The organism is uncultured Roseibium sp. (assembly GCF_947499295.1).
In the GTDB taxonomy this organism is placed as follows: domain Bacteria; phylum Pseudomonadota; class Alphaproteobacteria; order Rhizobiales; family Stappiaceae; genus Roseibium.
On record NZ_CANMNP010000019.1, the window covers coordinates 65,765 to 86,523 of the forward strand.

Annotated in this window: 19 protein-coding genes; 12 read left to right on the forward strand and 7 right to left on the reverse strand. The window is 53.5% G+C overall.

The features are described 5' to 3' along the window. Positions 1-24: 24 nt before the first annotated feature. Complete coding sequence (locus Q0835_RS24485) at positions 25-1,380, reverse strand: substrate-binding protein (protein WP_298820777.1); 1,356 nt, start codon at positions 1,378-1,380, stop codon at positions 25-27. 489 nt (positions 1,381-1,869) lie between these two features. Here Q0835_RS24485 and Q0835_RS24490 point away from each other — a divergent pair, with 489 nt between their 5' ends. The 6 genes from Q0835_RS24490 (at position 1,870) to Q0835_RS24515 (ending at position 8,049) form a co-directional block, all read left to right on the forward strand. Next, positions 1,870-2,478, forward strand: a complete 609-nt coding sequence (locus tag Q0835_RS24490) for a pyridoxamine 5'-phosphate oxidase family protein (RefSeq protein ID WP_298965189.1) — start codon at positions 1,870-1,872, stop codon at positions 2,476-2,478. A 162-nt stretch (positions 2,479-2,640) separates the two neighbouring features. Continuing rightward, positions 2,641-2,856 carry a hypothetical protein gene (locus tag Q0835_RS24495; protein ID WP_298965191.1) on the forward strand — a complete coding sequence of 72 codons (216 nt, stop codon included), beginning with the start codon at positions 2,641-2,643 and terminating at the stop codon, positions 2,854-2,856. 104 nt (positions 2,857-2,960) lie between these two features. Then, entirely contained in the window at positions 2,961-5,003 is a 2,043-nt protein-coding gene (locus Q0835_RS24500) for a M3 family metallopeptidase (RefSeq protein ID WP_298965193.1), read from the forward strand. Positions 5,004-5,054: 51 nt separating this feature from the next. Continuing rightward, positions 5,055-5,474 (forward strand): DUF423 domain-containing protein, encoded by a 420-nt coding sequence (locus tag Q0835_RS24505; RefSeq protein WP_298820785.1) that lies wholly within the window; start codon positions 5,055-5,057, stop codon positions 5,472-5,474. Positions 5,475-5,530: 56 nt separating this feature from the next. Beyond that, on the forward strand, positions 5,531-6,964 hold the full coding sequence (locus Q0835_RS24510) for a cytochrome P450 (RefSeq protein ID WP_298820786.1): 1,434 nt from the start codon (positions 5,531-5,533) through the stop codon (positions 6,962-6,964). Beyond that, positions 6,961-8,049, forward strand: a complete 1,089-nt coding sequence (locus Q0835_RS24515) for a lysophospholipid acyltransferase family protein (protein WP_298820788.1) — start codon at positions 6,961-6,963, stop codon at positions 8,047-8,049. Before Q0835_RS24510 ends, Q0835_RS24515 begins: the two co-directional genes overlap by 4 nt. Here the strand turns inward: Q0835_RS24515 and fghA are convergent. Next, the gene (gene fghA, locus Q0835_RS24520) at positions 8,046-8,873 is read right to left on the reverse strand and encodes an S-formylglutathione hydrolase (protein ID WP_298820790.1); all 828 of its coding nucleotides are present in this window, start codon (positions 8,871-8,873) and stop codon (positions 8,046-8,048) included. The genes Q0835_RS24515 and fghA overlap by 4 nt on opposite strands. A 169-nt stretch (positions 8,874-9,042) precedes the next feature. Continuing rightward, positions 9,043-10,155 carry an S-(hydroxymethyl)glutathione dehydrogenase/class III alcohol dehydrogenase gene (locus Q0835_RS24525; RefSeq protein ID WP_298965196.1) on the reverse strand — a complete coding sequence of 371 codons (1,113 nt, stop codon included), beginning with the start codon at positions 10,153-10,155 and terminating at the stop codon, positions 9,043-9,045. Between the two features lie 390 nt (positions 10,156-10,545). On the opposite strand from Q0835_RS24525, the gene Q0835_RS24530 reads away from it, so the two are divergent. From Q0835_RS24530 to Q0835_RS24550, 5 genes are all read left to right on the forward strand, one after another. Beyond that, on the forward strand, positions 10,546-11,799 hold the full coding sequence (locus tag Q0835_RS24530) for a sarcosine oxidase subunit beta family protein (RefSeq protein WP_298820794.1): 1,254 nt from the start codon (positions 10,546-10,548) through the stop codon (positions 11,797-11,799). 13 nt (positions 11,800-11,812) lie between these two features. After that, on the forward strand, positions 11,813-12,118 hold the full coding sequence (locus Q0835_RS24535) for a sarcosine oxidase subunit delta (RefSeq protein WP_298965199.1): 306 nt from the start codon (positions 11,813-11,815) through the stop codon (positions 12,116-12,118). Next, positions 12,115-15,117 (forward strand): sarcosine oxidase subunit alpha family protein, encoded by a 3,003-nt coding sequence (locus Q0835_RS24540; RefSeq protein WP_298965202.1) that lies wholly within the window; start codon positions 12,115-12,117, stop codon positions 15,115-15,117. Before Q0835_RS24535 ends, Q0835_RS24540 begins: the two co-directional genes overlap by 4 nt. Next, the gene (locus Q0835_RS24545) at positions 15,110-15,685 is read left to right on the forward strand and encodes a sarcosine oxidase subunit gamma family protein (protein WP_298820800.1); all 576 of its coding nucleotides are present in this window, start codon (positions 15,110-15,112) and stop codon (positions 15,683-15,685) included. Before Q0835_RS24540 ends, Q0835_RS24545 begins: the two co-directional genes overlap by 8 nt. 119 nt (positions 15,686-15,804) lie before the next feature. Continuing rightward, positions 15,805-16,542, forward strand: a complete 738-nt coding sequence (locus Q0835_RS24550) for an endonuclease/exonuclease/phosphatase family protein (RefSeq protein WP_298820802.1) — start codon at positions 15,805-15,807, stop codon at positions 16,540-16,542. A 17-nt stretch (positions 16,543-16,559) separates the two neighbouring features. On the opposite strand, the gene Q0835_RS24555 is transcribed toward Q0835_RS24550, so the two are convergent. From Q0835_RS24555 to Q0835_RS24570, 4 genes are all read right to left on the reverse strand, one after another. Next, positions 16,560-18,080: an inorganic phosphate transporter gene (locus tag Q0835_RS24555; protein WP_298965205.1), complete on the reverse strand. Its 1,521-nt coding sequence runs from the start codon at positions 18,078-18,080 to the stop codon at positions 16,560-16,562. A gap of 148 nt (positions 18,081-18,228) precedes the next feature. Continuing rightward, positions 18,229-18,714, reverse strand: coding sequence for an NUDIX hydrolase (locus Q0835_RS24560; protein ID WP_298965208.1), 486 nt, complete (start codon positions 18,712-18,714; stop codon positions 18,229-18,231). A 115-nt stretch (positions 18,715-18,829) separates the two neighbouring features. After that, positions 18,830-19,717 (reverse strand): nitrilase-related carbon-nitrogen hydrolase, encoded by an 888-nt coding sequence (locus Q0835_RS24565; RefSeq protein ID WP_298965211.1) that lies wholly within the window; start codon positions 19,715-19,717, stop codon positions 18,830-18,832. Positions 19,718-19,800: 83 nt separating this feature from the next. Further along, on the reverse strand, positions 19,801-19,992 hold the full coding sequence (locus Q0835_RS24570) for a hypothetical protein (protein WP_298820810.1): 192 nt from the start codon (positions 19,990-19,992) through the stop codon (positions 19,801-19,803). 140 nt (positions 19,993-20,132) lie between these two features. On the opposite strand from Q0835_RS24570, the gene Q0835_RS24575 reads away from it, so the two are divergent. Then, the gene (locus tag Q0835_RS24575) at positions 20,133-20,759 is read left to right on the forward strand and encodes a LysE family translocator (RefSeq protein WP_298965214.1); all 627 of its coding nucleotides are present in this window, start codon (positions 20,133-20,135) and stop codon (positions 20,757-20,759) included.

Sequence of the window (20,759 nt, forward strand, 5' to 3'; positions counted from 1 at the left end):
CCCTGCCTGTCAGTTTTAGGTGTATTAAGCGCCCGGGTTACAAGTGCCGAGAGCACCGCCCGCGAACTGCGGATGATCAGGTGCGTAAGTGACCTGCTCAACCGGAGTAACTTCGACGATTTCAAGAAGGTCGAACTCTGAAGTTGGGTTTTCCTTACCCTTCACGACGAGAACGTCTTTGAAGCACTGATGGTCTTCTGCACGGTAAAGAGTTTTACCGTTTCCAAGGCCGTCGAACTCAAAGCCTTCCAGAGCTTCAACAACGCCGCAAGGATTGAACGTTCCAGCACGCTCACATGCATCGGCATAAAGAATCGCCTGCACGTAAGTCGTGTGTGCTGCCTGGCTTGGCGGGAAGCCGTATTTCTGGCCGAAGGATTTAACGAACGCCTTGGAGCCTTCATCCTGAAGTGACCAGTGCCAGTTTGTGGAACCGAAGATCCCTTTAACGTTCGCGCCCGCGCCTTTAGCCATCAGACGTGAATACAACGGAACGATGATTTCAAAGTTCTTTCCGTTGACGAGTTTGTCGCGAAGGCCGAACTGAACCGCGTTGGTCAGCGAGTTCACCATGTTGCCGCCGTAGTGGTTCAACACGAGCACGTCAGCATCGGACTGAAGAACCGGAGTGATGTAGGCGGAGAAATCGGTCGCAGCCAATGGTGTTTTGACGGTTTCAACCGTTTCCCAACCCAGAGCTTCGGTCGATTCTTTCACGGCCTGTTCTGTGGTGTAACCCCAGTTATAGTCAGCCGTCAGGTGATAGGCCTTACGGTCAGCGCCATAGGCATTCTTCAGCACCGGAGCCAGTGCCGCGCCGGACATGTATGAGTTGAAGAAGTGGCGGAAACCGTTTGCCCGCTTGTCCTTACCCGTCGTGTCGTTCGAGTGGGTCAGGCCAGCCATGAAAATAACACCAGCTTCCTGACACAGTGCCTGAACGGCAACGGCCACGCCGGAAGAGGACCCACCCGTAATCATGATGGCGCCGTCTTTTTCGATCATTGATTTCGCCGACGCGCGAGCAGCATCAGACTTGGTCTGCGTGTCCCCGGTGACGAATTCCACCTTTTTTCCAAGAATACCATTGCCTTTAAGAGCCTTGGACGAGAACGTGGACAGCATTCCGCCATCACCTTCACCGTTCAGATGCTCGACGGCCAACTGATAGGCCCGCAGTTCATCCGCGCCCTCATCTGCATATGGGCCGGTCTGCGGGACGTTGAAACCAAGTGTGACAGTTGAACCGGTCGGCTCGTTCAGATAGCCGGCGGACCAAGCCCTGCTTGTAAAAATGGTCGGGGTTGCCAACGCAGCACCACCCAATGCGCCTGCGCGCAGGATAGAACGGCGGTTAAGCGGTTTACGAATAAAACTCATACTTTCCTCCCAGAAAGGCACGGCGCACCCACCTCGGATACGCCTGCGAATAGCTGTACAGCGGCAAGCAATCCTGGCCCGTTCCCCGTCCGGAGTTCCGGATCCTCTGCGCCAAAACTGCAAGCTGTGGCAACTGTAGAAAAGTCCAATACCGGTCAGCAATACGACTATCGACGCGTGCCCATCAGTTAAGTCATTAGACTTTCGAAGTATTCGCGGAAAAGTACTGGAAAGCACCACTAAATATATCGCACTGCAGCATCGTTTTCACCTAGCAAACCCAGCGGTTTTCTAAAGAACTATATGGCACCGCAATATTACTTTGACGTAATGGTCAATCTCTTTATCTACTCAATCAGTTAGACCAAAGTTTTAGATGCAAAACCAAGTTCAGGACCGACAACAGGCATTTGACGGAAAAGGCACTCAATCGATAAGGTTCGTACGCACACCGCATTTTTCGAATCTACCTATCTGGACACCCTCAAGATGACCCTTCTGACGTCTCTGGACGCGCTTCACGAGCACTATGGAACCGTGGGAGAAGCATCAACTATCAAAGAAATCGATCACCTAAGTCCGGCCTACCGACAGATCATCGAAGCCTCGCCATTTTGCGCCCTGACCACCTGTGGTCCTGAAGGCCTGGATTGTTCACCGCGCGGAGATGAAGGAAGTGTTGTTCGGGTCGAGAATGAGAAAACACTGCATTTGCCTGACCGCCGCGGCAACAATCGCATCGATTCCCTTCGCAATATCATACGCGACCCCCGGATCTCGCTGATGTTCATGATACCCGGTTGGAACAATGTACTTCGCGTAAACGGACAGGCCGCCATCTCGGTTGAAGCCACCCTTTTGGCTTCCTTTGAAAAGGCGAACAAACAACCGCGGTCGGTGATTGTTGTGACCATCGAAACGGTTTATTTCCAGTGTGCACGGGCCATTATGCGTGCGGATCTTTGGAACCCTGATGTCCGCATTCCCAAAGATCAGTTGCCTACTCCGGGCCAGATCATGCAGGAGATCAGGCACTCATTCGATGGCACGAAATACGATGCAGAGTGGCCTGTGCGAGCGTCACGAAGCATGTGGTAAGTCCTGTTCACGCTGAACATCCCTCCCATTCTGGATGCAGGTTGGCTCATTGGATGTCATGCATTTGCTACAAATGCTGCCTTTGCTATCGGCACTGTCCAAACTTGCGCGCCCAAGCGCACACTGCGTCCCAAACAGCTTGGCCATCTGTAGTGCGCGCTCATGCATTGGACGGCTCTTTCAGGCTTTCTTATCTATGACATTCGTCTACGGGGATCCTTCAGTCCCATTCATTTGCTATCTGTACCGGCACTAGTTGGACTTTACGTTGGCGTCACAGAGGCTCGGCGCAAGGAAGTTGCCCGGCATAGAAAGCCCGTGATTGTTCTCTATTCGGGCGCTCTTCTGGTCGCTGGCGTCTTTGCCATGCTGCCGTGACGACTGATGCATCAGCTTCTATTCCTCTGATAAACACTTGGAAGGTTGCATTTTCTGCGCCATATCTCGATCAGGCCACACCAATTGCCCCTTTGAGGAAATCAATGACCGATAACCCGCTGATTGCCGATTGGAACACTCCATTCAAACTGCCGCCTTTCGGTGACATCAAGCCCGAACATTTCAAAGAGGCCTTCGATCACGCAATGGCGCAAGCGACAATCGAAGTCAAAACGATTGCCGATCAGGAGGCGTCTCCGACATTCGAAAATACGATTGTTGCTCTGGAACAGGCCGGCAAGGACCTCACAAGGGTTGCTCAGACGTTTTTCAACCTCACCGGTGCACACACAAACAAAGACATTCAGGCCATCGAACGAGACGTTGCTCCAAAGCTTGCCAAACACAGCTCTGAAACCCTTTTGAACGCCAAGCTTTACAATCGAATTGCCTCACTTTGGGATCAGCGGACAACACTTGACCTAAATGCCGAAGACGCGAGAGTTCTGGAACGTTATCGAACGATGTTCCAGAGAGCCGGTGCCGGACTGGATGAACCCGGCAAGGAGCGTATGGCCGAAATCTCTCAACGGTTAGCGACACTGGGAACCGGGTTCTCTCAAAATGTCCTCAAAGACGAATCTGATTTTCAACTCGTCCTGGAGAGCGAGGAAGACAGAGCCGGCTTACCTGACTTTCTGTTGAACGCAGCTGCAGAAGCGGCAAAGGAAAGAAGCCTCGACGGCAAGCACGTCATCACGCTTTCCCGCTCTTCAATCGAACCGTTCTTGCAGTTTTCAACCAACAGACGCCTTCGTGAAGAGGCTTTCAAAGGATGGACGTCACGCGGAGAGAACGGTGGTCAGACCGACAACCGGGACATCATCAAGGAAACGCTTGCATTGAGGGCGGAAAAAGCCCGCATGCTGGGCTACGAAAACTTTGCAGCCTTCAAACTGGATGACACGATGGCAAAGACACCGGAAAATGTCCGTGAATTGCTGACGAAGGTCTGGGAACCAGCTGTTTCGCAGGCGCGCGAAGAGGAAGCAAAGCTGGCCGAAATGGCGCGAAGTACGGGCAACAATCACGAAATAGAAGCATGGGACTGGCGCTTTTACACCGAGAAAGTGCGCAAAGCCGAGCACGACCTCGATGAGGCGATCCTAAAACCATATCTGCAACTGGAAAACATGATCCAGGCAGCTTTCGCGACCGCGGAGCGATTGTTCGGCCTTTCCTTCAGGGAGCTGTCAGGACTGCCGGTCTATCATCCTGACGTCAGAGTGTTTGAAGTGTTGGATCGCAACGGCAAGCATGCGGGATTGTTTCTTGGTGACTATTTTGCGCGTCCTTCGAAACGATCCGGTGCCTGGATGAGCGCGTTCCGCAAGCAACAAAAGCTCGGTGGCGACATTGCGCCCATCATCGTCAACGTCATGAATTTTTCCAAAGGTGCGGCGGATGAGGCATCTCTGCTCACCTTTGACGATGCCAGAACACTTTTCCACGAATTCGGCCATGCCCTTCACGGCCTGCTGTCCGATGTCACCTACCCGATGATTTCCGGAACCAGCGTCGCGCGAGATTTTGTCGAATTGCCGTCGCAACTCTACGAGCACTGGTTGTCCGAGCCCGAAATCTTGTCGAAATACGCAGTCCATTACAAAACCGGTGAAGCAATGCCGAAGGACCTTCTCGACAAACTATTGGCAGCTTCAAATTTCAACCAAGGCTTTGCGACAGTTGAATATACCGCATCTGCGCTGATGGACCTTGAACTCCATCTCGTTGAAGACCCAAAGGATGTCGAAACCTCGTCCTTCGAAGCCGACGGGCTTGCAAAAATCGGCATGCCAAGAGCGATAACGATGCGGCACCGCATTCCGCATTTCCAACACGTCTTCTCGGGAGATGGATACTCGGCAGGCTACTACAGCTACATGTGGTCTGAGGTCATGGACGCGGACGCATTCGACGCGTTTAAGGAGACGGGAGATATTTTTGATCCGGAAGTCTCGCGGAAGCTTCTGTCGTTCATCTATTCCTCGGGCGGCAAACAAGACCCTGCCGATGCTTATGTTGCCTTCAGGGGCCGGACACCCAAAATAGACGCCCTTTTGGAAAAACGTGGATTCGCAGCTTGACCGACAACACACACATATCCTCGCACTGTATTCAGTTTGGCTGCTGACAACATGAGGGAACGATCACTCTTCCGGGATGGAGGCCCAACAAAGTTTTTGTTACGGTTGTGTCTGGTCTTCAGTGGAATTGCAGGTGGCTTTGGCGTCGCGTGTCTGGCTTTGGCCGCGCACGCTGAAGCCGTGTCCATGCCGGCTAAATCCAGTCTTCTGCAGACAGCAGCACAGATGCTCCTTGCGCATGCCCCCATCATTCTTGGCGTTGGCATATTGACGCAGATCAGGAGAGCACCGCTGCTACCCTTAGCAGTGGCGCTTATGGCCATCGGTCTCTCGTTGTTCTGCGGAGACCTTGTATTGCGTGTTTTCATGGAACAAAAATTGTTTCACATGGCAGCACCAATAGGCGGTATGTCACTCCTCTTCGGTTGGCTTGTACTTGCGCTCAGCGCTTTACGTGTTCAGCCCAACTGATTAAAAGCCTCAAGTTAAGTTATTGCACATTAGATGACTGAAACCGGGACTGTTTTGTGACCGCCACTGCTCAATTGACTGCCCAACAAAAGGCTGCCCCTTCCAACAAGGCAACGCAGGCCGAAGACTTTGTTCCGCCCTACCCGCTCCGTTTCGAAAAAATGCCGCCGGTCTGGAAACTTATTGGCATGGCCAAGCGGAATTTCCTCTCGATCTGGGGCGTTGAAGACTTTCAAGGGAGGCTGCGAAGCAAAAAGATTTTCACAAGAGAGTTGGTCGTGTGCAATAGACCTGACGTCGTCAGGGAAGCGTTTCAAAGCAATCACGAAGTCTTGCAGCGCAAGAGCCCGCAGATGCGACACGCTCTTGAGCCTCTTCTCGGCGATGGCCTTTTCATCAGCGATACCGAAACCTGGAAGAAACGCCGAAAAATCGTGGCACCCATCATTCACGGGTCCCGCGTCAAAGGTTTCGCGCCGATCATGATCGACACGATCACGGAAAAGTCCGACGAATGGAAAAAAGCCGGCGATGGCGCGCAAATCGACGCTCTCGCCGATATGGCGCATCTCACGGCTGAAATCATTTGCAGGACCATATTCGGACGTCAGCTCGGCAAGAGCTATGCAGCCGAGGTTGTTCAAGGATTTTCGGATTATCAGCGGCACATCGATCAGATTGATCTTTTCTCGTTGTTCGGGCTCCCCGAATGGCTTCCGCGGCGGCGCGGGCGGGCGATCAAAAAGCCGATCGAACGCATCATGTCCGTGTTGGACGAAATCATCGACAGTTACGAAGCTTTGAAGGAAAAAGGAGAAACTTCCGTCATCGGCGGCCTGTTGGAAGCGCGTGACGACGATGGAAAACCGCTAAGCCGGGACGCCATTCGCAGTGAAGCTGCCGTGATATTCATGGCGGGACACGAGACAACGGCAAACACACTGGCCTGGGCCTGGTATCTGCTGTCCCAATGTCCTTCAGTGCAAGACAAGCTGCATAAGGAACTCGACACTGTTCTTGCTGGCCGCACGCCGACATTTCAGGATGTTTCAAGCCTTCCCTATACCAAGGCCGTGATCGAGGAGACGCTGCGTCTTTATCCACCGGTTCCAATCCTTGCCCGCGAAGCAATGGCTGACACGAGCATTGGCGGCAAGCCTATTCCAAAGGGTTCTCTGGTCATGGTTGTTCCTTGGCTCATGCATCGGAGCCCTGTTCTCTGGTCGAAACCGGATGTGTTTGATCCTGACAGGTTCATTGATCCGAAAGCCAAGAAGCCTAACAAATACGGCTACGTGCCCTTCAGCATCGGTCCGAGGATCTGCGCAGGCCTTCAGTTTGGGATGACCGAAGCCATTTTGAGCCTTGCGATTTTGGCTCAGCACTTTTCGCTGAGCCTTCAGGAAGGTGTCGACGTTCAGCCCGTTGCAAGGCTGACACTTCGCCCTGGTGAAAACCTGCCCATGACGCTGCATCCGCGATCGTCATGATGAAGCCCGTCCGGCTGGAAGACATTCCATTTTCGGAAACGCTTGGCAAGGAACCGGAAGCACCACGATTTGGCGACGTTGCGGCCGCTAGAGCGGATTTGCGGTCCACCGCAAGGCTCTACTGGTTCCGGCATACCTTTGACGGCTGTCTCAACAATGCTTTTCACGCATGTCTCAAGCATTGTCCGCCGGGCTTTGTTTCTCGCTTTGGGCAGTCGCTCGTTCCATTGTCTCGCTGGGTCTATCGACACAAAATCTTTTCACAACGAATTGCGCGGAATTTCTCGGCCCTGACCGATGGACGGTGGACCAATGACGGGCAACGGCAAGTTGGCTTGAAACGCTGGTGGATCAATATTGGCAGAACGATCTCTGAATTTTGCATTGTCAATAAGTTATGGAAAAACTCTCGCATTCAGGTTGAAGGAGTGGAAAATCTCGAAGCCGCCCGTTCTCATGGCGGACCATTGATCTTCACATCGGTGCACCTTTCGACCTGGGAAGCCGTCTTTGCTGCAATCCATGAGGGTCTGTCCGGACCAAGCATCGGACCATTTCAGCCCGAGCCCAACCGCTTTAAAAACAAGATCGTTCACGCAATCCGCAAGGAACGCAATCAATACCTGTTTCCGCCAGGTCAACGAAGCGCGTACCGTCTGCACAGATTGATGGGAAGCGGCCTGTTCTCCATGACAATCTTCATCGATGAGGTGCGCGAGAACCAGATTCATCTGCCGTTTTTTGGTCGCAAGCCACCCGAAAAGGGCAATGCCGTCGTTGCAACAAAGATCGCCAATTCCTGTGGCGGAACCATCGTACCGGTCTACCTGACAAGGTTAGGCCCTGCCCGCTTTAAATTGGTCATACTGCCGCCGGTCGAACGGATCGGAACTGAAGAAGCCTACGACATTCGAAGCACAGTCCAAGCTCTCAACGACATCTTCGAACCCATTGTGCTGGAGAACATCGAAGAATGGTACATGTTGGGAGAACTCAGACTGCCAAAGTCATTTGAGCGCACACCATTTGCGCAAGAGCTTGCAAAAGGAAATGCCGAAAGGCACAAAACCAGCCGTTTGACCTAGCTGGTCAGCCTTTCGGCATGCCAAGCCACGTGATCCCGTGCAAATGTCGACACGAAATAATACGAGTGATCGTAGCCGGCCTGAAGGCGATACTGATGTGCCGTTTTGGTTTCCACCAAGGCTTTGACCAACGCATCCGGTTTCAAAAGGTCGAAGAACTGGTCCTCCCCACCTTGATCGATCAGAACATCACTGTTCCAACCGATGTCTTTGAGCAGTAAGGTTGCGTCGTGCGCAGCCCAGAGACTTTCATCAGAGCCAAGATATGCGTCCAACTGCTTGCGCCCCCATTCTGATTGCGTCGGATTTGCAATCGGTGAGAATGCTGAAACGGACTGGAAGTGACCTGGGTATTTCATTGCCAGTGTGAGAGCCCCGTGTCCGCCCATGGAATGCCCGGTGATCCCATGGTGTACCGAAATCCCGAATTGCTCGGTGACCAGGTCCCGTAGTTCGCTCGCCACATATTTTTCCATCTGGAAATGCGGGCTCCAGGGCGTTTCGCTTGCGTTTACATAAAAGCCGGCCCCCTGCCCCAGATCGTAAGCATCGTCGTTTGCGATATCATCGCCACGTGGGCTGGTATCAGGAAAAACAATCGCCAGACCAAATTCGGCAGCATGCGCCTGCAGGCCAGCCTTGGTCATTGCATTTTCATGGGTGCAGGTCAGACCGGAGAGATACCAAAGACAGGGTACAGGACCTCTTTCAGCTTGAGGCGGCATGTAGACAGCAAATGTCATATCGCAGCCAGTGGCTTCGGACGTGTGGCTGTAAACGCCCTGCACACCGCCAAATGACTTGTTTTCAGAGATGGTTTTCATCGAGACACTTAAATCCGTACTTGTTCCTTCTACCTGGCAGAAGGCAACGGTCACACATCTTGCGTAGAGCAAGCAGCTGTTGGCATTGCAGAGACAGGTCTCCGTGTTTCCGGCGGCGGCTCACTCCAGGAAACGTTTGCGCCAACACCCGCTTTCAGTTTTTCGTGGATCAATAGATCACGACTGAACGAATAGATTCCCCTGCATGCATCAGGTCAAAGCCCTTGTTGATGTCGTCAAGCGGCATTGTGTGCGTGATCATTGGATCGATTTCGATTTTTCCGTCCATGTACCAATCAACGATCTTCGGAACATCGGTTCGCCCGCGAGCACCGCCAAACGCGGTTCCCTTCCAAACACGGCCTGTGACCAGTTGAAACGGACGGGTTGATATTTCAGCCCCCGCCGGAGCCACCCCGATGATAATGCTTTCGCCCCAGCCTTTGTGCGCAGCTTCCAGCGCCGTTCGCATGACCTGCACGTTGCCTGTTGCATCGAATGTATAATCCGCACCACCCTTGGTGAGATTGACGAGATAAGGAACAAGATCTTCTTCGACCTCGCTCGGATTAACGAAATCGGTCATTCCGAATCGTTCCGCCATTTCCTTTTTCTCAGCGTTCAGATCGACACCGACAATCTGATCGGCACCCGCAAGGCGAAGACCTTGAATGACATTTAGACCGATGCCGCCCAGGCCGAACACAATTGCTCGTGACCCTATTTCCACCTTTGCCGTGTTGATGACCGCGCCGATACCGGTCGTGACACCGCAGCCGATATAGCAAACCTTGTCGAATGGTGCGTCAGGGCGGATTTTCGCAAGCGCGATCTCTGGCACAACCGTGTAGTTAGCGAATGTGGACGTGCCCATATAGTGAAGGATCGGATCACCATCGAGCGTCTTGAAGCGAGACGAGCCGTCAGGCATGAGGCCCTGCCCCTGTGTAGAACGAATTGCCTGACAAAGATTGGTTTTCGGATTGAGGCAGTATTCGCAACTCCGGCACTCGGGCGTATAAAGCGGGATCACATGATCACCCGGTTTCAAGGTGGTCACACCAGGCCCGGCCTCGACAACGACGCCAGCCCCTTCATGGCCCAAGATGGCAGGAAACAAGCCTTCCGGATCAGCGCCTGACAGCGTGAACTCGTCCGTGTGGCAAATACCGGTGGCTTTCACTTCAACCAACACTTCGAAGGCGCGCGGTCCCTCCAGATTCACAGTTGTGACTTCAAGAGGTTTACCGGCCCCAACGGCGACTGCTGCGCGAACTTCCATGAATGGCACTCCCTAACTTCAATAATTTGAAGCGAGAGTTACCTTCCAAGGCCCCAATTGCAAGGACCGATGCGGCATCAGATGTTTTGATTGCGCATCAACAGTCAGAAAAACGATTATGGAAAGCGATAGAGACTTGGGCTTTAAGGCAAGAAACTTGCAGGTTTTTGCGCACCGCTCGCAATTGCTTACAAGGCATGCGACACCTATGTCGCTTTCTGACAAGCTTGCGACCGAAACCTTATACGCAAGTGAGAGCGCAATCGCGAATATGCCCCTCAACGGGTGGGTCGAGCCGATTTGGGCTTTGCGACCCTTAAGCGTTTGAAACAATGGGCTGGTATCTGCCTGAACAGGCATGTCGGCCGCAACGTGCGGAGCCGCTGTTTGATGAAGCGTTATTCCTTCTTGGAATTGGCAAAGAACGCCTTTTCCGCGCATCAGAACTGGGGCCGGCAGTGGCGCAATCCGGAACCCAAATCCGAATATGACGTCGTCATTGTCGGAGCTGGTGGACATGGTCTTGCAACTGCGTACTACCTGGCCAAGGAACATGGCGTTCGCAACATCGCCGTTGTCGAAAAAGGCTGGCTTGGTGGCGGAAATACCGGTCGTAACACCACAATCGTGCGTTCCAACTATCTGTGGGAAGAAAGCGCCGGTCTCTATAACCATGCAATTGACCTATGGCAGGGTTTGTCGCAGGAACTGAACTACAACGTGATGTATTCAGCCCGCGGCGTCATGATGCTGGCACACACGGTTCACGATGTGCAGGTCTCCCAAAGACACATTCATGCAAACCGGTTGGCCGGTGTCCAAAATGAATGGCTGTCGCCCGAAGCTGCCAAGGAATACTGTCCGCCTCTCAATATATCCAAAAACATCCGCTATCCGGTGATGGGTGCGGCGCTTCAGCGGGTTGGTGGCACCGCCCGGCACGATGCCGTTGCCTGGGGCTATGCACGCGGTGCGGATGCACTTGGTGTCGACATCCTTCAGAACTGCGCAGTAACCGGTATTCGACGTGACCAAAACGGTGCGGTTGAAGGCGTGGAAACAGCAAAGGGATTTATCAAAGCCAAGAAAGTTGGCGTCGTCGCGGCAGGGCACACATCGGTTGTCATGGAAATGGCAGGCGTTCGACTTCCGCTCGAATCCTACCCCCTACAGGCCCTGGTCTCTGAACCGGTAAAGCCGGCTTTCCCGTGCGTTGTAATGTCCAACACCATCCATGCGTATATATCTCAGTCAGACAAGGGAGAGCTCGTGATCGGCGCCGGAACCGATCAGTTCATTTCCTATTCGCAGACGGGCGGTATCCACATTAGCAATCATACGATCGACGCGATCTGCGAACTGTTTCCGCACTTCAGGCGTATGCGCATGCTCCGGAATTGGGGCGGTATCGTTGATGTCACGCCCGACCGTTCCCCAATTCTGTCCAAGACACCAGTTCCCGGGCTTTATGTGAACTGCGGCTGGGGCACCGGCGGCTTCAAGGCAACGCCCGGCTCAGGGCATGTCTTTGCGCACACCATTGCCAAGGACGAGCCGCATCCGATCAACGCGGCCTTCACGATTGACCGTTTCCGTACCGGCCGCCTGATTGACGAGGCGGCTGCGGCTGCCGTGGCGCACTAAGGGGAATTTCGAGATGCTGCTGGTTTACTGCCCCTATTGCAAAGTGGAACGCGCGGAAACGGAGTTTTCCTGTCGCGGAGAAGCCCATATCGCCCGTCCGTCCGACCCTTCGCAGACCAGTGACGAAGACTGGGTCCACTACCTCTACATGCGCTCCAACACCAAAGGCATATATGCCGAACGTTGGCGGCATATTCACGGATGCGGCCGATTTTTCAACGCCGTGCGAGATACTGTCAGCGACAATTTTCTTAAATTTTACAAGGCCGGTGAACCGATGCCGGACCTTGAAGCTCTTGCCAAGGAGGCCGGCAAATGAGCCAGCCCTTCCGTACGGAAAAAGGTGGCCGGATAAACCGGACCGAACAATTGACCTTTACCTTTGACGGTGAGGAACTCCAGGGGCACCAGGGCGATACGCTCGCTTCGGCGCTTCTTGCCAACGGTGTGCACCTGGTTGGCCGTTCCTTCAAATATCACCGGCCACGCGGCATCGTGACGTCCGGCTCGGAGGAACCGAATGCTTTGGTCGGCATTTACCGGCACGGAGACCAGACGCCGAACCTGCGAGCGACCCAGGTGGAACTCTATCAGGGTCTGGAGGCCATCTCTCAGAACCGGTTTCCATCACTCGGCTTTGACGTGGGAGCCGTAAACGACCTGCTATCGCCACTTTTCCCGGCTGGCTTCTACTACAAGACCTTTATGTGGCCGAAGGCGTTCTGGGATCGCGTTTATGAGCCCGTCATCCGCGCCGCGGCCGGTCTTGGCAAACCACCAAAGACGCCTGACCAGGACACTTACGGCAACATTTACGCCCATTGTGATGTTTTGATCGCCGGATCCGGTCCTGCCGGCCTTGCCGCAGCACTTGCTGCCTCTGAGACCGGCGCTAAAGTCATTCTCTGTGATGAGCAATCCGAATTTGGCGGGTCACTGCTCAGCGAAGTCAGTGCAAGCATCGACGGAAAGGACCCGTCGGAGTGGATAGCTGAAACAATCAACAAGCTTGAGCAGATGGACAATGTCACGCTCCTGCCGCGCACGACAGCTTTCGGCTACTTCGCCCATAATTATCTGGCCCTTGCAGAACGCGTCACGGAGCACCTGCCCAATCCTGATCCCAAACTGCCGCGTGAACGCCTGTGGCAGGTACGCGCCAAGGAAGTGGTGATCGCTTCGGGTGCGATCGAGCGCCCCATGATCTTTCCTGAAAATGATCGACCGGGCATCATGCTCGCGGAAGCCGGACGAACCTACCTGAACCGGTATGGCGTCAAGGTTGGGCACAAGGTTCTGGTGGCGGCAGCTTGCGACACAGCCTGGCAAACCGCTTTCGATCTCGCTGACCATGGCGTTGAAGTTGCCGGCATCGTGGACTTGCGCGAAACCCCGCCTGAGAACCTGATGGCAATTGCCAAAGCGCGAGGAATTCGCGTCGAGGCGGGATGCATGGTAACCGGCACACTTGGCCGGAAACGGGTCAAGGCAGCGTTGCTCGGGCGCATGATGACATCGGGAAATGTCGCCTCCGGAGGTCAGATTTCCTGTGACGCCTTGCTGATGTCCGGTGGCTGGACACCAACTGTCAGTCTCTACTCACAGTCTCGCGGCAAGGTGGTCTGGGATTCAGACAAAGGTGCCTACATTCCAGGGGCTTCAGTTCAACGAGAGCGCTCAGCGGGTGCTTCCAAGGGACTTTATGGCCTTCAAGAGGTTCTGGAAGACGGATATGCTGCCGGAGAAGAAGCTGCCAAGGCCGCCATTGGCAAATCCGCAAAGGTGTCTTATGCAACCGCCACCGGGGGTGAAGCCGGAACGGGTGGAACGCTCGGAGCGCTCCCTCACGATCGAAATGCGTCGCGCGTCAAGGCATTTGTCGACTATCAAAACGACGTTACGGCAAAGGACGTCAAGCTGGCCGTGCGTGAAGGCATGCAATCCATCGAACATATCAAACGCTACACGACAACCGGCATGGCGACCGACCAGGGTCGTTTGTCCAACATGAATGCGTTGCAAATTGCGTCGGATTCGCTGGACCGCCCCGTAACTGATGTAGGTTTGACAACATTCCGCCTGCCATACACGCCGACGACTTTCGGCCTCTTTGCAGGTGTTGCGCGCGGTGACTATTTCGATCCAGTTCGCAAGACACCGTCCCACGATTGGGTGGTTGAGAATGGCGGCGTTTTTGAAGATGTTGGCCAGTGGAAACGCACCTGGTACTTCCCCAAAAATGGTGAAGACATGCACGCAGCCGTCGCACGTGAATGCAAAACGGTTCGCGAAAGCGTTGGCCTCTTTGATGCATCAACCCTCGGCAAGATCGAGGTGGTCGGTCCGGATGCAGCCGAGTTCCTGGAGCGGTTGTATACCAATCCCTGGAAGAAACTGGCGCCGGGACGTTGCCGCTACGGTCTGTTGTTGAATGATGCCGGTTTCATTACAGATGACGGTGTCATTGGCCGTCTGGCGGAAGATCGTTTTCACGTCACCACGACGACTGGCGGAGCGCCAAGCGTGTTTGCCACAATGGAAGACTATCTGCAGACAGAATGGCCGGAACTGGATGTGTGGATCACCTCCACCACTGAGCAATACGCTGTTGCAGCTTTGCAAGGACCAAAAGCGCGCGACGTCCTGGCACCTTTTATGGAGGGTGTTGACCTTTCTGCGGATGCCCTGCCTCATATGAGCGTTAAAGAGGCAACATTCTGCGGCGTTCCTTGTCGTTTGTTCCGAATTTCATTCACTGGAGAACTCGGCTTTGAAATCAACGTTTCCCGGCGCCATGGCAAAATGATGTGGGAAACACTGGCCAAGGAAATTGAGAAATTTGGCGGCACGGCATACGGAACCGAAAGCATGCACGTTCTTCGTGCAGAAAAGGGCTATATTATCGTCGGTCAGGACACAGACGGTACCGTGACACCACAAGATGCCGGTATGAGCTGGGCAATCGGCAAGAAAAAAGCAGACTTCGTCGGCAAGCGCGGTCTTGATAGACCCGACCTTGTTGCTGACAATCGCAAGCAGTTTGTCGGCCTTTTGACCAAGGATCCCAAAGTTAAGCTCGAAGAAGGGGCTCAAATTACCACAGCCGAGAACCCGGCAATCGGGACACCGGCCGATGGTCACGTAACCTCCTCTTATTTCAGTCCAGCGCTCGACAGAAGCATTGCACTTGCGATTGTCAAAAACGGTCATGCCCTCGAAGGCAAAACCCTTTACGTGCCCATGCCAGACGGCAGCATACCGGTAGAAGTCACCGGACCGGTGTTCTATGACAAGGAAGGAGCACGGCTCAATGTCTGACCTAATGGCAAGCGACCTCATCACGCCGGACGCCGGAGAACCTCCCCTGCTCAGCATCAATGAGGTTTCGATTCTCAAGGCGGCCCCGCTCACGCGGTTATCGCTCCGCTTGCGGGAAGCATCGCTAAAGGCCGCTGGATCTGCCTTTGGTGTTGACCTGCCGGTCCTGCCTTTGAGTTCTGCTACCGCGGACAAACGCGCAGCCCTTTGGATGGGCCCTGATGAATGGACGCTATTCGCACCGGAGAACACTTCTCAGTCTGTAGTTTCCGATATTGAAGGGAAACTCGGGGCCGAACCTCACTCGCTCGTTGATGTCTCAGAACGTTCCGAGGCAATTATCGTGAGTGGACAAAGGGCAGCCTGGTTGCTGAACACGGGGATTTTCGTCGATTTTTCGATTGATACGTTTCCCGTCGGGACCGTATCAAGGACGATATTTCACAAGTCTCCGGTGATGGTATGGCGCATAGGTGACGAAGCCTTTGTCGTTGAAGCCTGGGTGTCGTTCATGGACTATGTGTCCGGACTGCTTGTGCAATCAGCCTCAGAATTGAGTGCAGCCTGAACAAACTTCCGGCAATGAAGACCCTGTATTCGCGGTTCCCCCCGCGAGAACAGACCAATTTAACTGAATTCCTTGCCCAACCACTTGCAAAATAGAGCAAAACCCAGCCAATTGCTGGGATGCTGAAAATCGGTTCCTACAACATACAAAAAGCAATTGGCGTGGATGCGCGGCGAAGACCGGACCGGACGCTGAAAGTTATCCGAGAACTGGATTGCGATATTCTAGCGCTTCAAGAAGCCGATAAACGCTTCGGACCAAGAGAGAGCACCTTGGACAGAAGCAGCATTGTTGCGGAAACCGATTATCGTCCAGTTCCATTCGGAACCAGTGAGAAGAGCCTTGGCTGGCACGGGAACGCACTCCTCGTTCGCAACAACATAAGTGTCTTGAGCTATCAAAGGATTGATCTGCCGAAACTTGAACCGCGAGGCGCGGTCACTGCCGACCTGATGGTCGCTGGCAAGAAATTCCGGATTGCGGCGATGCATCTCAGTCTTGTCGGGCATTTCCGGAAAAAACAGATTACGTCGCTCATGCATCAGCTGCACGAGCATTTGGACTACCTGCCCACGGTACTGATCGGTGATCTGAACGAATGGCGTGATACTGCCGGAAGCATCAAGTTATTCGAGAAACACTACGAAGTAACGACCCCTGGACGAAGCTTCCCCAGTCCAATGCCCGTCGGCAGCCTGGATCGGATCATCACGAGCCCGGAATTCACAGTTACACAAGCAGGTGTTCACAAATCCAAGACAGCCCGTGTTGCATCCGACCACTTGCCTGTTTGGGCCAATCTCACCCTGGAACCCGCTGCTCACCTTGCAAAAGGTGTTGAGGCCACCTCGGAGTGAATTGTCTTCTCAGCACATCAAGAAATAATCATCTTGAGAAATCCAAAAAGAGCCGCTGCCAACATCGCGGCCGCTGGGACAGTCACGGTCCAGGCTGCAACAATCGTCATCAGATTCGCACGACGGACCAAAAGGCGGCGCTGACGCTCTTCCCTGTTTTGCAGCTGTTTTCTCGGTTTCATAATGCCATCATCGGCGACATAGCGGTTTCGATACCATTCCCGGTAAAACCCAACACCAAATACAGCGCCAACTGCTATATGGGTGGAAGACACCGGTAGACCGAACGCGGACGCGGCCAAAACGGTCGCTGCAGTTGCCAGAGTTACACAAAAGGCCCTGATCGGGCTGAGTTTTGTGATCTTTTTTCCGACAACCGTAATCAGCCTTCGTCCAAACAAAAGCAGACCCGCCGAAATACCGAATGCGCCTACTGCACTCACCCAAATCGGGATTACAGGGTTCAGGGTTCCCATGAACCAGAAGCTCAAATCAGTGAACTCCTTTGATTGGCTGAGAACGATCGCGGCAAGCGGACCGATTGCATTTGCTACGTCATTGGCGCCATGAGCAAAGGACAAGAGCGCTGCGGTCACCATCAACGGAATTGCAAAAAGACCCTTCAGGGCGCTGGCACCGCTATGGGCAAATGCCTCCATGCTTTCCGTTTGTGTAAAAACAACGGCCTTGTAGATGCGCCAGACAAGTATTCCGGTGGACGCCGGAAGAAGGATCGTGAGCCACACAGGCAAATCGACCAATCGGCCGGACACTTTGAGCGTCAAATACGCACAAAACGTTGCTCCCATGGCACCAAGCAGCAGCGGCAACCAAAACCTTGCCGCTTCTATCCGGTTCTTGGAATAGACCACTCGCGCATTGATGAATGCCATCAGTCCGGCACCAATCAGCCCGCCCAGAACCGGCGAGAAAATCCAGGTGACCGCAATCGTCGAAATCGTGGTCCAGTTGATCGCCGAAAATCCACTGGCGGCAATGCCCGCACCAACAATGCTTCCGATAATTGAGTGAGTTGTCGACACGGGTGCTCCGATCAACGTTGCAAAATTGATCCACAACGCGGCGGCGGCCATGGCAGTCAACATTGCTTTCATAAAGTCGAAGTTGTCCGTGACGTCGTTCGGACTGAGTATTTCGCTCGAAACAGTCGACATGACTTCGTTACCGGCAAGCAAGGCCCCTGCACTTTCACAAATCGCGGCGATGATCAATGCACTCGTCAAGCTTACGACGCGCGCACCAACAGCTGGGCCGACATTGTTGGCAACGTCATTCGCACCGATGTTCAAAGCCATGTAGCCGCCAATTGCACTTGCGGCGACGAGGATAAAAACATCGGAATAGGTTGCGGAAATGACTTGTGTACCAGCCACGGCTGCGCAGAGAGCCACGAATACTATCGCCAGCCCTGGACCGCTTAGCCGGCGCCCCATGGCTTCAGCTGCATCTCCGACGAATCCCAATCTGTCGAGATCCTTGTCGAGTGCTTTCTGTCTGGCGTCCTTGCGTGTCAGCAATTAGTGCAATCCTGATGCGCCGATGTGCGCTCATAGCGCGCGAGACGGCAACGTTTATCGAGTGGCCAGTCTTCAGCCGTATTACCAATGACCCGCATTTTCAGACCAAACTGCAGCTATACCTGAAACAATTTGTCTGATGTCAGGATCAGGAAATTTCGGATCTGTGACGACGCAGAAAACGCCGCAACGAAGCTTCATCAGCCAGTTTCATGGCCTCAGAAACCGGTGACCAGACACATTTTCTTTGTCCGATTTCAGGAAAATCCTTTAGCTGTTTTTCGAATCGCACTTTGAAAACCAACACCTTGGTTCGAATTTTCAAACCGCTTGCCAAGCCTTTGAACGAGCGAAAACTCCCCAATGGTCTTGTTTCAGCCAAACCCATGACACCCGCTTCTTCATAAGCTTCAATGCTAGCGGTTTCACTGGCGGATTTGTCGGTTTCCGGCCAACCTTTAGGCAAGATCATGCGCCCGGTATCTCTGGTGGACACCAGCAGAATTTCAGGTTCACTTTCTCCTGGTCGGACGCACAGCGCAGCAATCTGCAGACGGGCTGGTTTGAAAAACAAACCTGCCAGACCCTGCAGCCAGGACGAATCCTGAGTCGAAATTGCTTTGGCGTCCGCCATCTCCATACCTAATCGTTTGATTGCGCGCTATATAGAGATTTCCGCTGCGTCCGTCCAGAAAAAAGTGCACTTGGTGCGCATGATCCTGGGGATTAAAATTACAGCCGCCGCTTTGTCAGGTGACTGTCTTAATATGGTCTGCCGTCCAGTTTCCCGGCCAGACTTCCGCATTCCCAGACCTGAGACTGCGAAGCTGCTTAAGCGGAGCATTTACGATCAGGAAGGGCTCGCTTTTATCCATGCCGTCAGTCGCCGGAGTTTCTGCACCTATTCCTGTAAATCCAAACTCTTCTTCGCAGGGCAAATAAAGCGCAGCCCCTGAGACATTGGTCTCGTTTTGCGTTGTCCCCTCTGATCGCCCAACTGTGCCGCAAGCTGCGACCGCGCACATCAATTCCACCGCTCTCGCCCTGGCGCACCCAAAGACTCGATGATAGCCGGACAGTTTTTCAGTCATGGAAGGAACAAGGATCAAATCCGGATTGTGCTTTGCAAGCAAGCAGCTTAGCGCCGGCATTTCCACGTCCAAACAGATCAAAACCGCAACCCTTGCACCTTTAATCTCAAAAATCTTGAGATCGCTGCCCGGAACCAGATGCCAGGTATCCGGGCTCTGCTCAAATGGTGTCAGACTCAATTTGTCCTGGTGACGCACCCTTGCATCGGGCGATAGCAAGAATGCGGTGTTTGTCAGGCCGAGCCTTGTTTCGGACGGCATGCTCCCGGCAAGAAGCGAAAGATCATACTTCTTGGAAAGCGCGGACAAGTGAGGTAGCAACTGGCGGCCAATCGATGCAAGAAATGCCATTTCCTCTCTTGGCTCCAACCCGTCAGGCTTGAAGGCAAGACAGCACTCAATGGCATATTCGGGCATCACCAGAAGATCTGCACCGGCATTCGCCGCACGCGCCATACCCTCTTCGATCATTGAAGAGAATTCTTCAACAGACCCAGGTGCACGGCTCAGATTGAAAGACCACAGCGCGATAGAAAAATCTGTCATGGCACCCAAAAAAAAGATTGCCGAAAACCGTATTTAGTAATCCAGGCGCAATTGTATCAGGTCGGACGCAGGGATTGATTGGTTTAATCCAAAAACAATCCAATGAAGGCAGCCAGGAAAACAAGAAAACCTGTCCCGATCATTACCCCTTTGGGTTCCTTCGGCAGTGCTTTGAGTTTGGCCGATCGTCTCACTTCGCGTATCCCTTTCAGGGCGCGGGTCGTACGCTGGTCAATTTCCGCAAAATACGGCGATAGCTCATTCTGAGCGCGCATGCCTGATCCTCACGATTCCTTCGTGAGCACAACCATAAGACAGCGACGTTAGAGCTTGGTTAATGTGGCATTACCGCCACCTGTGGCGAACACAAAAAGACCTGCTAGGATCCAGGCATCTCACGCAAGGACAAACAAACATGATCGAACCCACCATATTGCTGACATACGTGATCATCGTTCTAGGATTTGTTTTCATACCGGGTCCTGCCACACTGCTTACCGTTACCCGGGCAACAACATCGGGTGCGAAAGCCGGGATTGCGACAGGAGCAGGAATAGCGGTCGGTGATGTGATCCACACACTTTTGGCTGTTCTCGGCCTGTCGGCGATCATCGCAACATCTGCGGTTCTCTTCAACGTAATCAAGTATCTTGGTGCCGCCTACCTGATCTACTTGGGCGTTAAGGCGCTCATGGCACGATCCAACAATCTAACCGACATTAAGATACCTGTAGTAACGCCCGGCACTGCATTTAGACAAGCTGTCTACGCGGAGTTGCTCAATCCGAAGACAGCATTGTTTTTCCTTTCGTTTCTGCCTCAGTTTGTGCAACCCGAAAACGGAATGGTCTTTCTACAACTGATCATTCTTGGTCTCATTTTCGTTGCGTTTGGCCTGATCAGCACAGTCGTTTTTGCGGTTAGTGCCGGTGTTCTTGGAGACTATCTGAAAAAGAACCCGGCCGTTGTGAAATGGCAGAACAAGGTGGTCGGATTGATATTCGTCTCGATGGGGTTTCGCCTGGCGCTTCAGGAGAAATAG

Excerpts from the sequence above, each read along its gene's own strand:
- Q0835_RS24485 (WP_298820777.1), bottom strand. The coding sequence starts at position 1,380 with ATGAGTTTTATTCGTAAACCGCTTAACCGCCGTTCTATCCTGCGCGCA.
- Q0835_RS24490 (WP_298965189.1), top strand. The coding sequence starts at position 1,870 with ATGACCCTTCTGACGTCTCTGGACGCGCTTCACGAGCACTATGGAACC.
- Q0835_RS24495 (WP_298965191.1), top strand. The coding sequence starts at position 2,641 with ATGCATTGGACGGCTCTTTCAGGCTTTCTTATCTATGACATTCGTCTA.
- Q0835_RS24500 (WP_298965193.1), top strand. The coding sequence starts at position 2,961 with ATGACCGATAACCCGCTGATTGCCGATTGGAACACTCCATTCAAACTG.
- Q0835_RS24505 (WP_298820785.1), top strand. The coding sequence starts at position 5,055 with ATGAGGGAACGATCACTCTTCCGGGATGGAGGCCCAACAAAGTTTTTG.
- Q0835_RS24515 (WP_298820788.1), top strand. The coding sequence starts at position 6,961 with ATGATGAAGCCCGTCCGGCTGGAAGACATTCCATTTTCGGAAACGCTT.
- fghA (WP_298820790.1), bottom strand. The coding sequence starts at position 8,873 with ATGAAAACCATCTCTGAAAACAAGTCATTTGGCGGTGTGCAGGGCGTT.
- Q0835_RS24525 (WP_298965196.1), bottom strand. The coding sequence starts at position 10,155 with ATGGAAGTTCGCGCAGCAGTCGCCGTTGGGGCCGGTAAACCTCTTGAA.
- Q0835_RS24530 (WP_298820794.1), top strand. The coding sequence starts at position 10,546 with ATGAAGCGTTATTCCTTCTTGGAATTGGCAAAGAACGCCTTTTCCGCG.
- Q0835_RS24535 (WP_298965199.1), top strand. The coding sequence starts at position 11,813 with ATGCTGCTGGTTTACTGCCCCTATTGCAAAGTGGAACGCGCGGAAACG.
- Q0835_RS24540 (WP_298965202.1), top strand. The coding sequence starts at position 12,115 with ATGAGCCAGCCCTTCCGTACGGAAAAAGGTGGCCGGATAAACCGGACC.
- Q0835_RS24545 (WP_298820800.1), top strand. The coding sequence starts at position 15,110 with ATGTCTGACCTAATGGCAAGCGACCTCATCACGCCGGACGCCGGAGAA.
- Q0835_RS24550 (WP_298820802.1), top strand. The coding sequence starts at position 15,805 with ATGCTGAAAATCGGTTCCTACAACATACAAAAAGCAATTGGCGTGGAT.
- Q0835_RS24560 (WP_298965208.1), bottom strand. The coding sequence starts at position 18,714 with ATGGCGGACGCCAAAGCAATTTCGACTCAGGATTCGTCCTGGCTGCAG.
- Q0835_RS24565 (WP_298965211.1), bottom strand. The coding sequence starts at position 19,717 with ATGACAGATTTTTCTATCGCGCTGTGGTCTTTCAATCTGAGCCGTGCA.
- Q0835_RS24570 (WP_298820810.1), bottom strand. The coding sequence starts at position 19,992 with ATGCGCGCTCAGAATGAGCTATCGCCGTATTTTGCGGAAATTGACCAG.
- Q0835_RS24575 (WP_298965214.1), top strand. The coding sequence starts at position 20,133 with ATGATCGAACCCACCATATTGCTGACATACGTGATCATCGTTCTAGGA.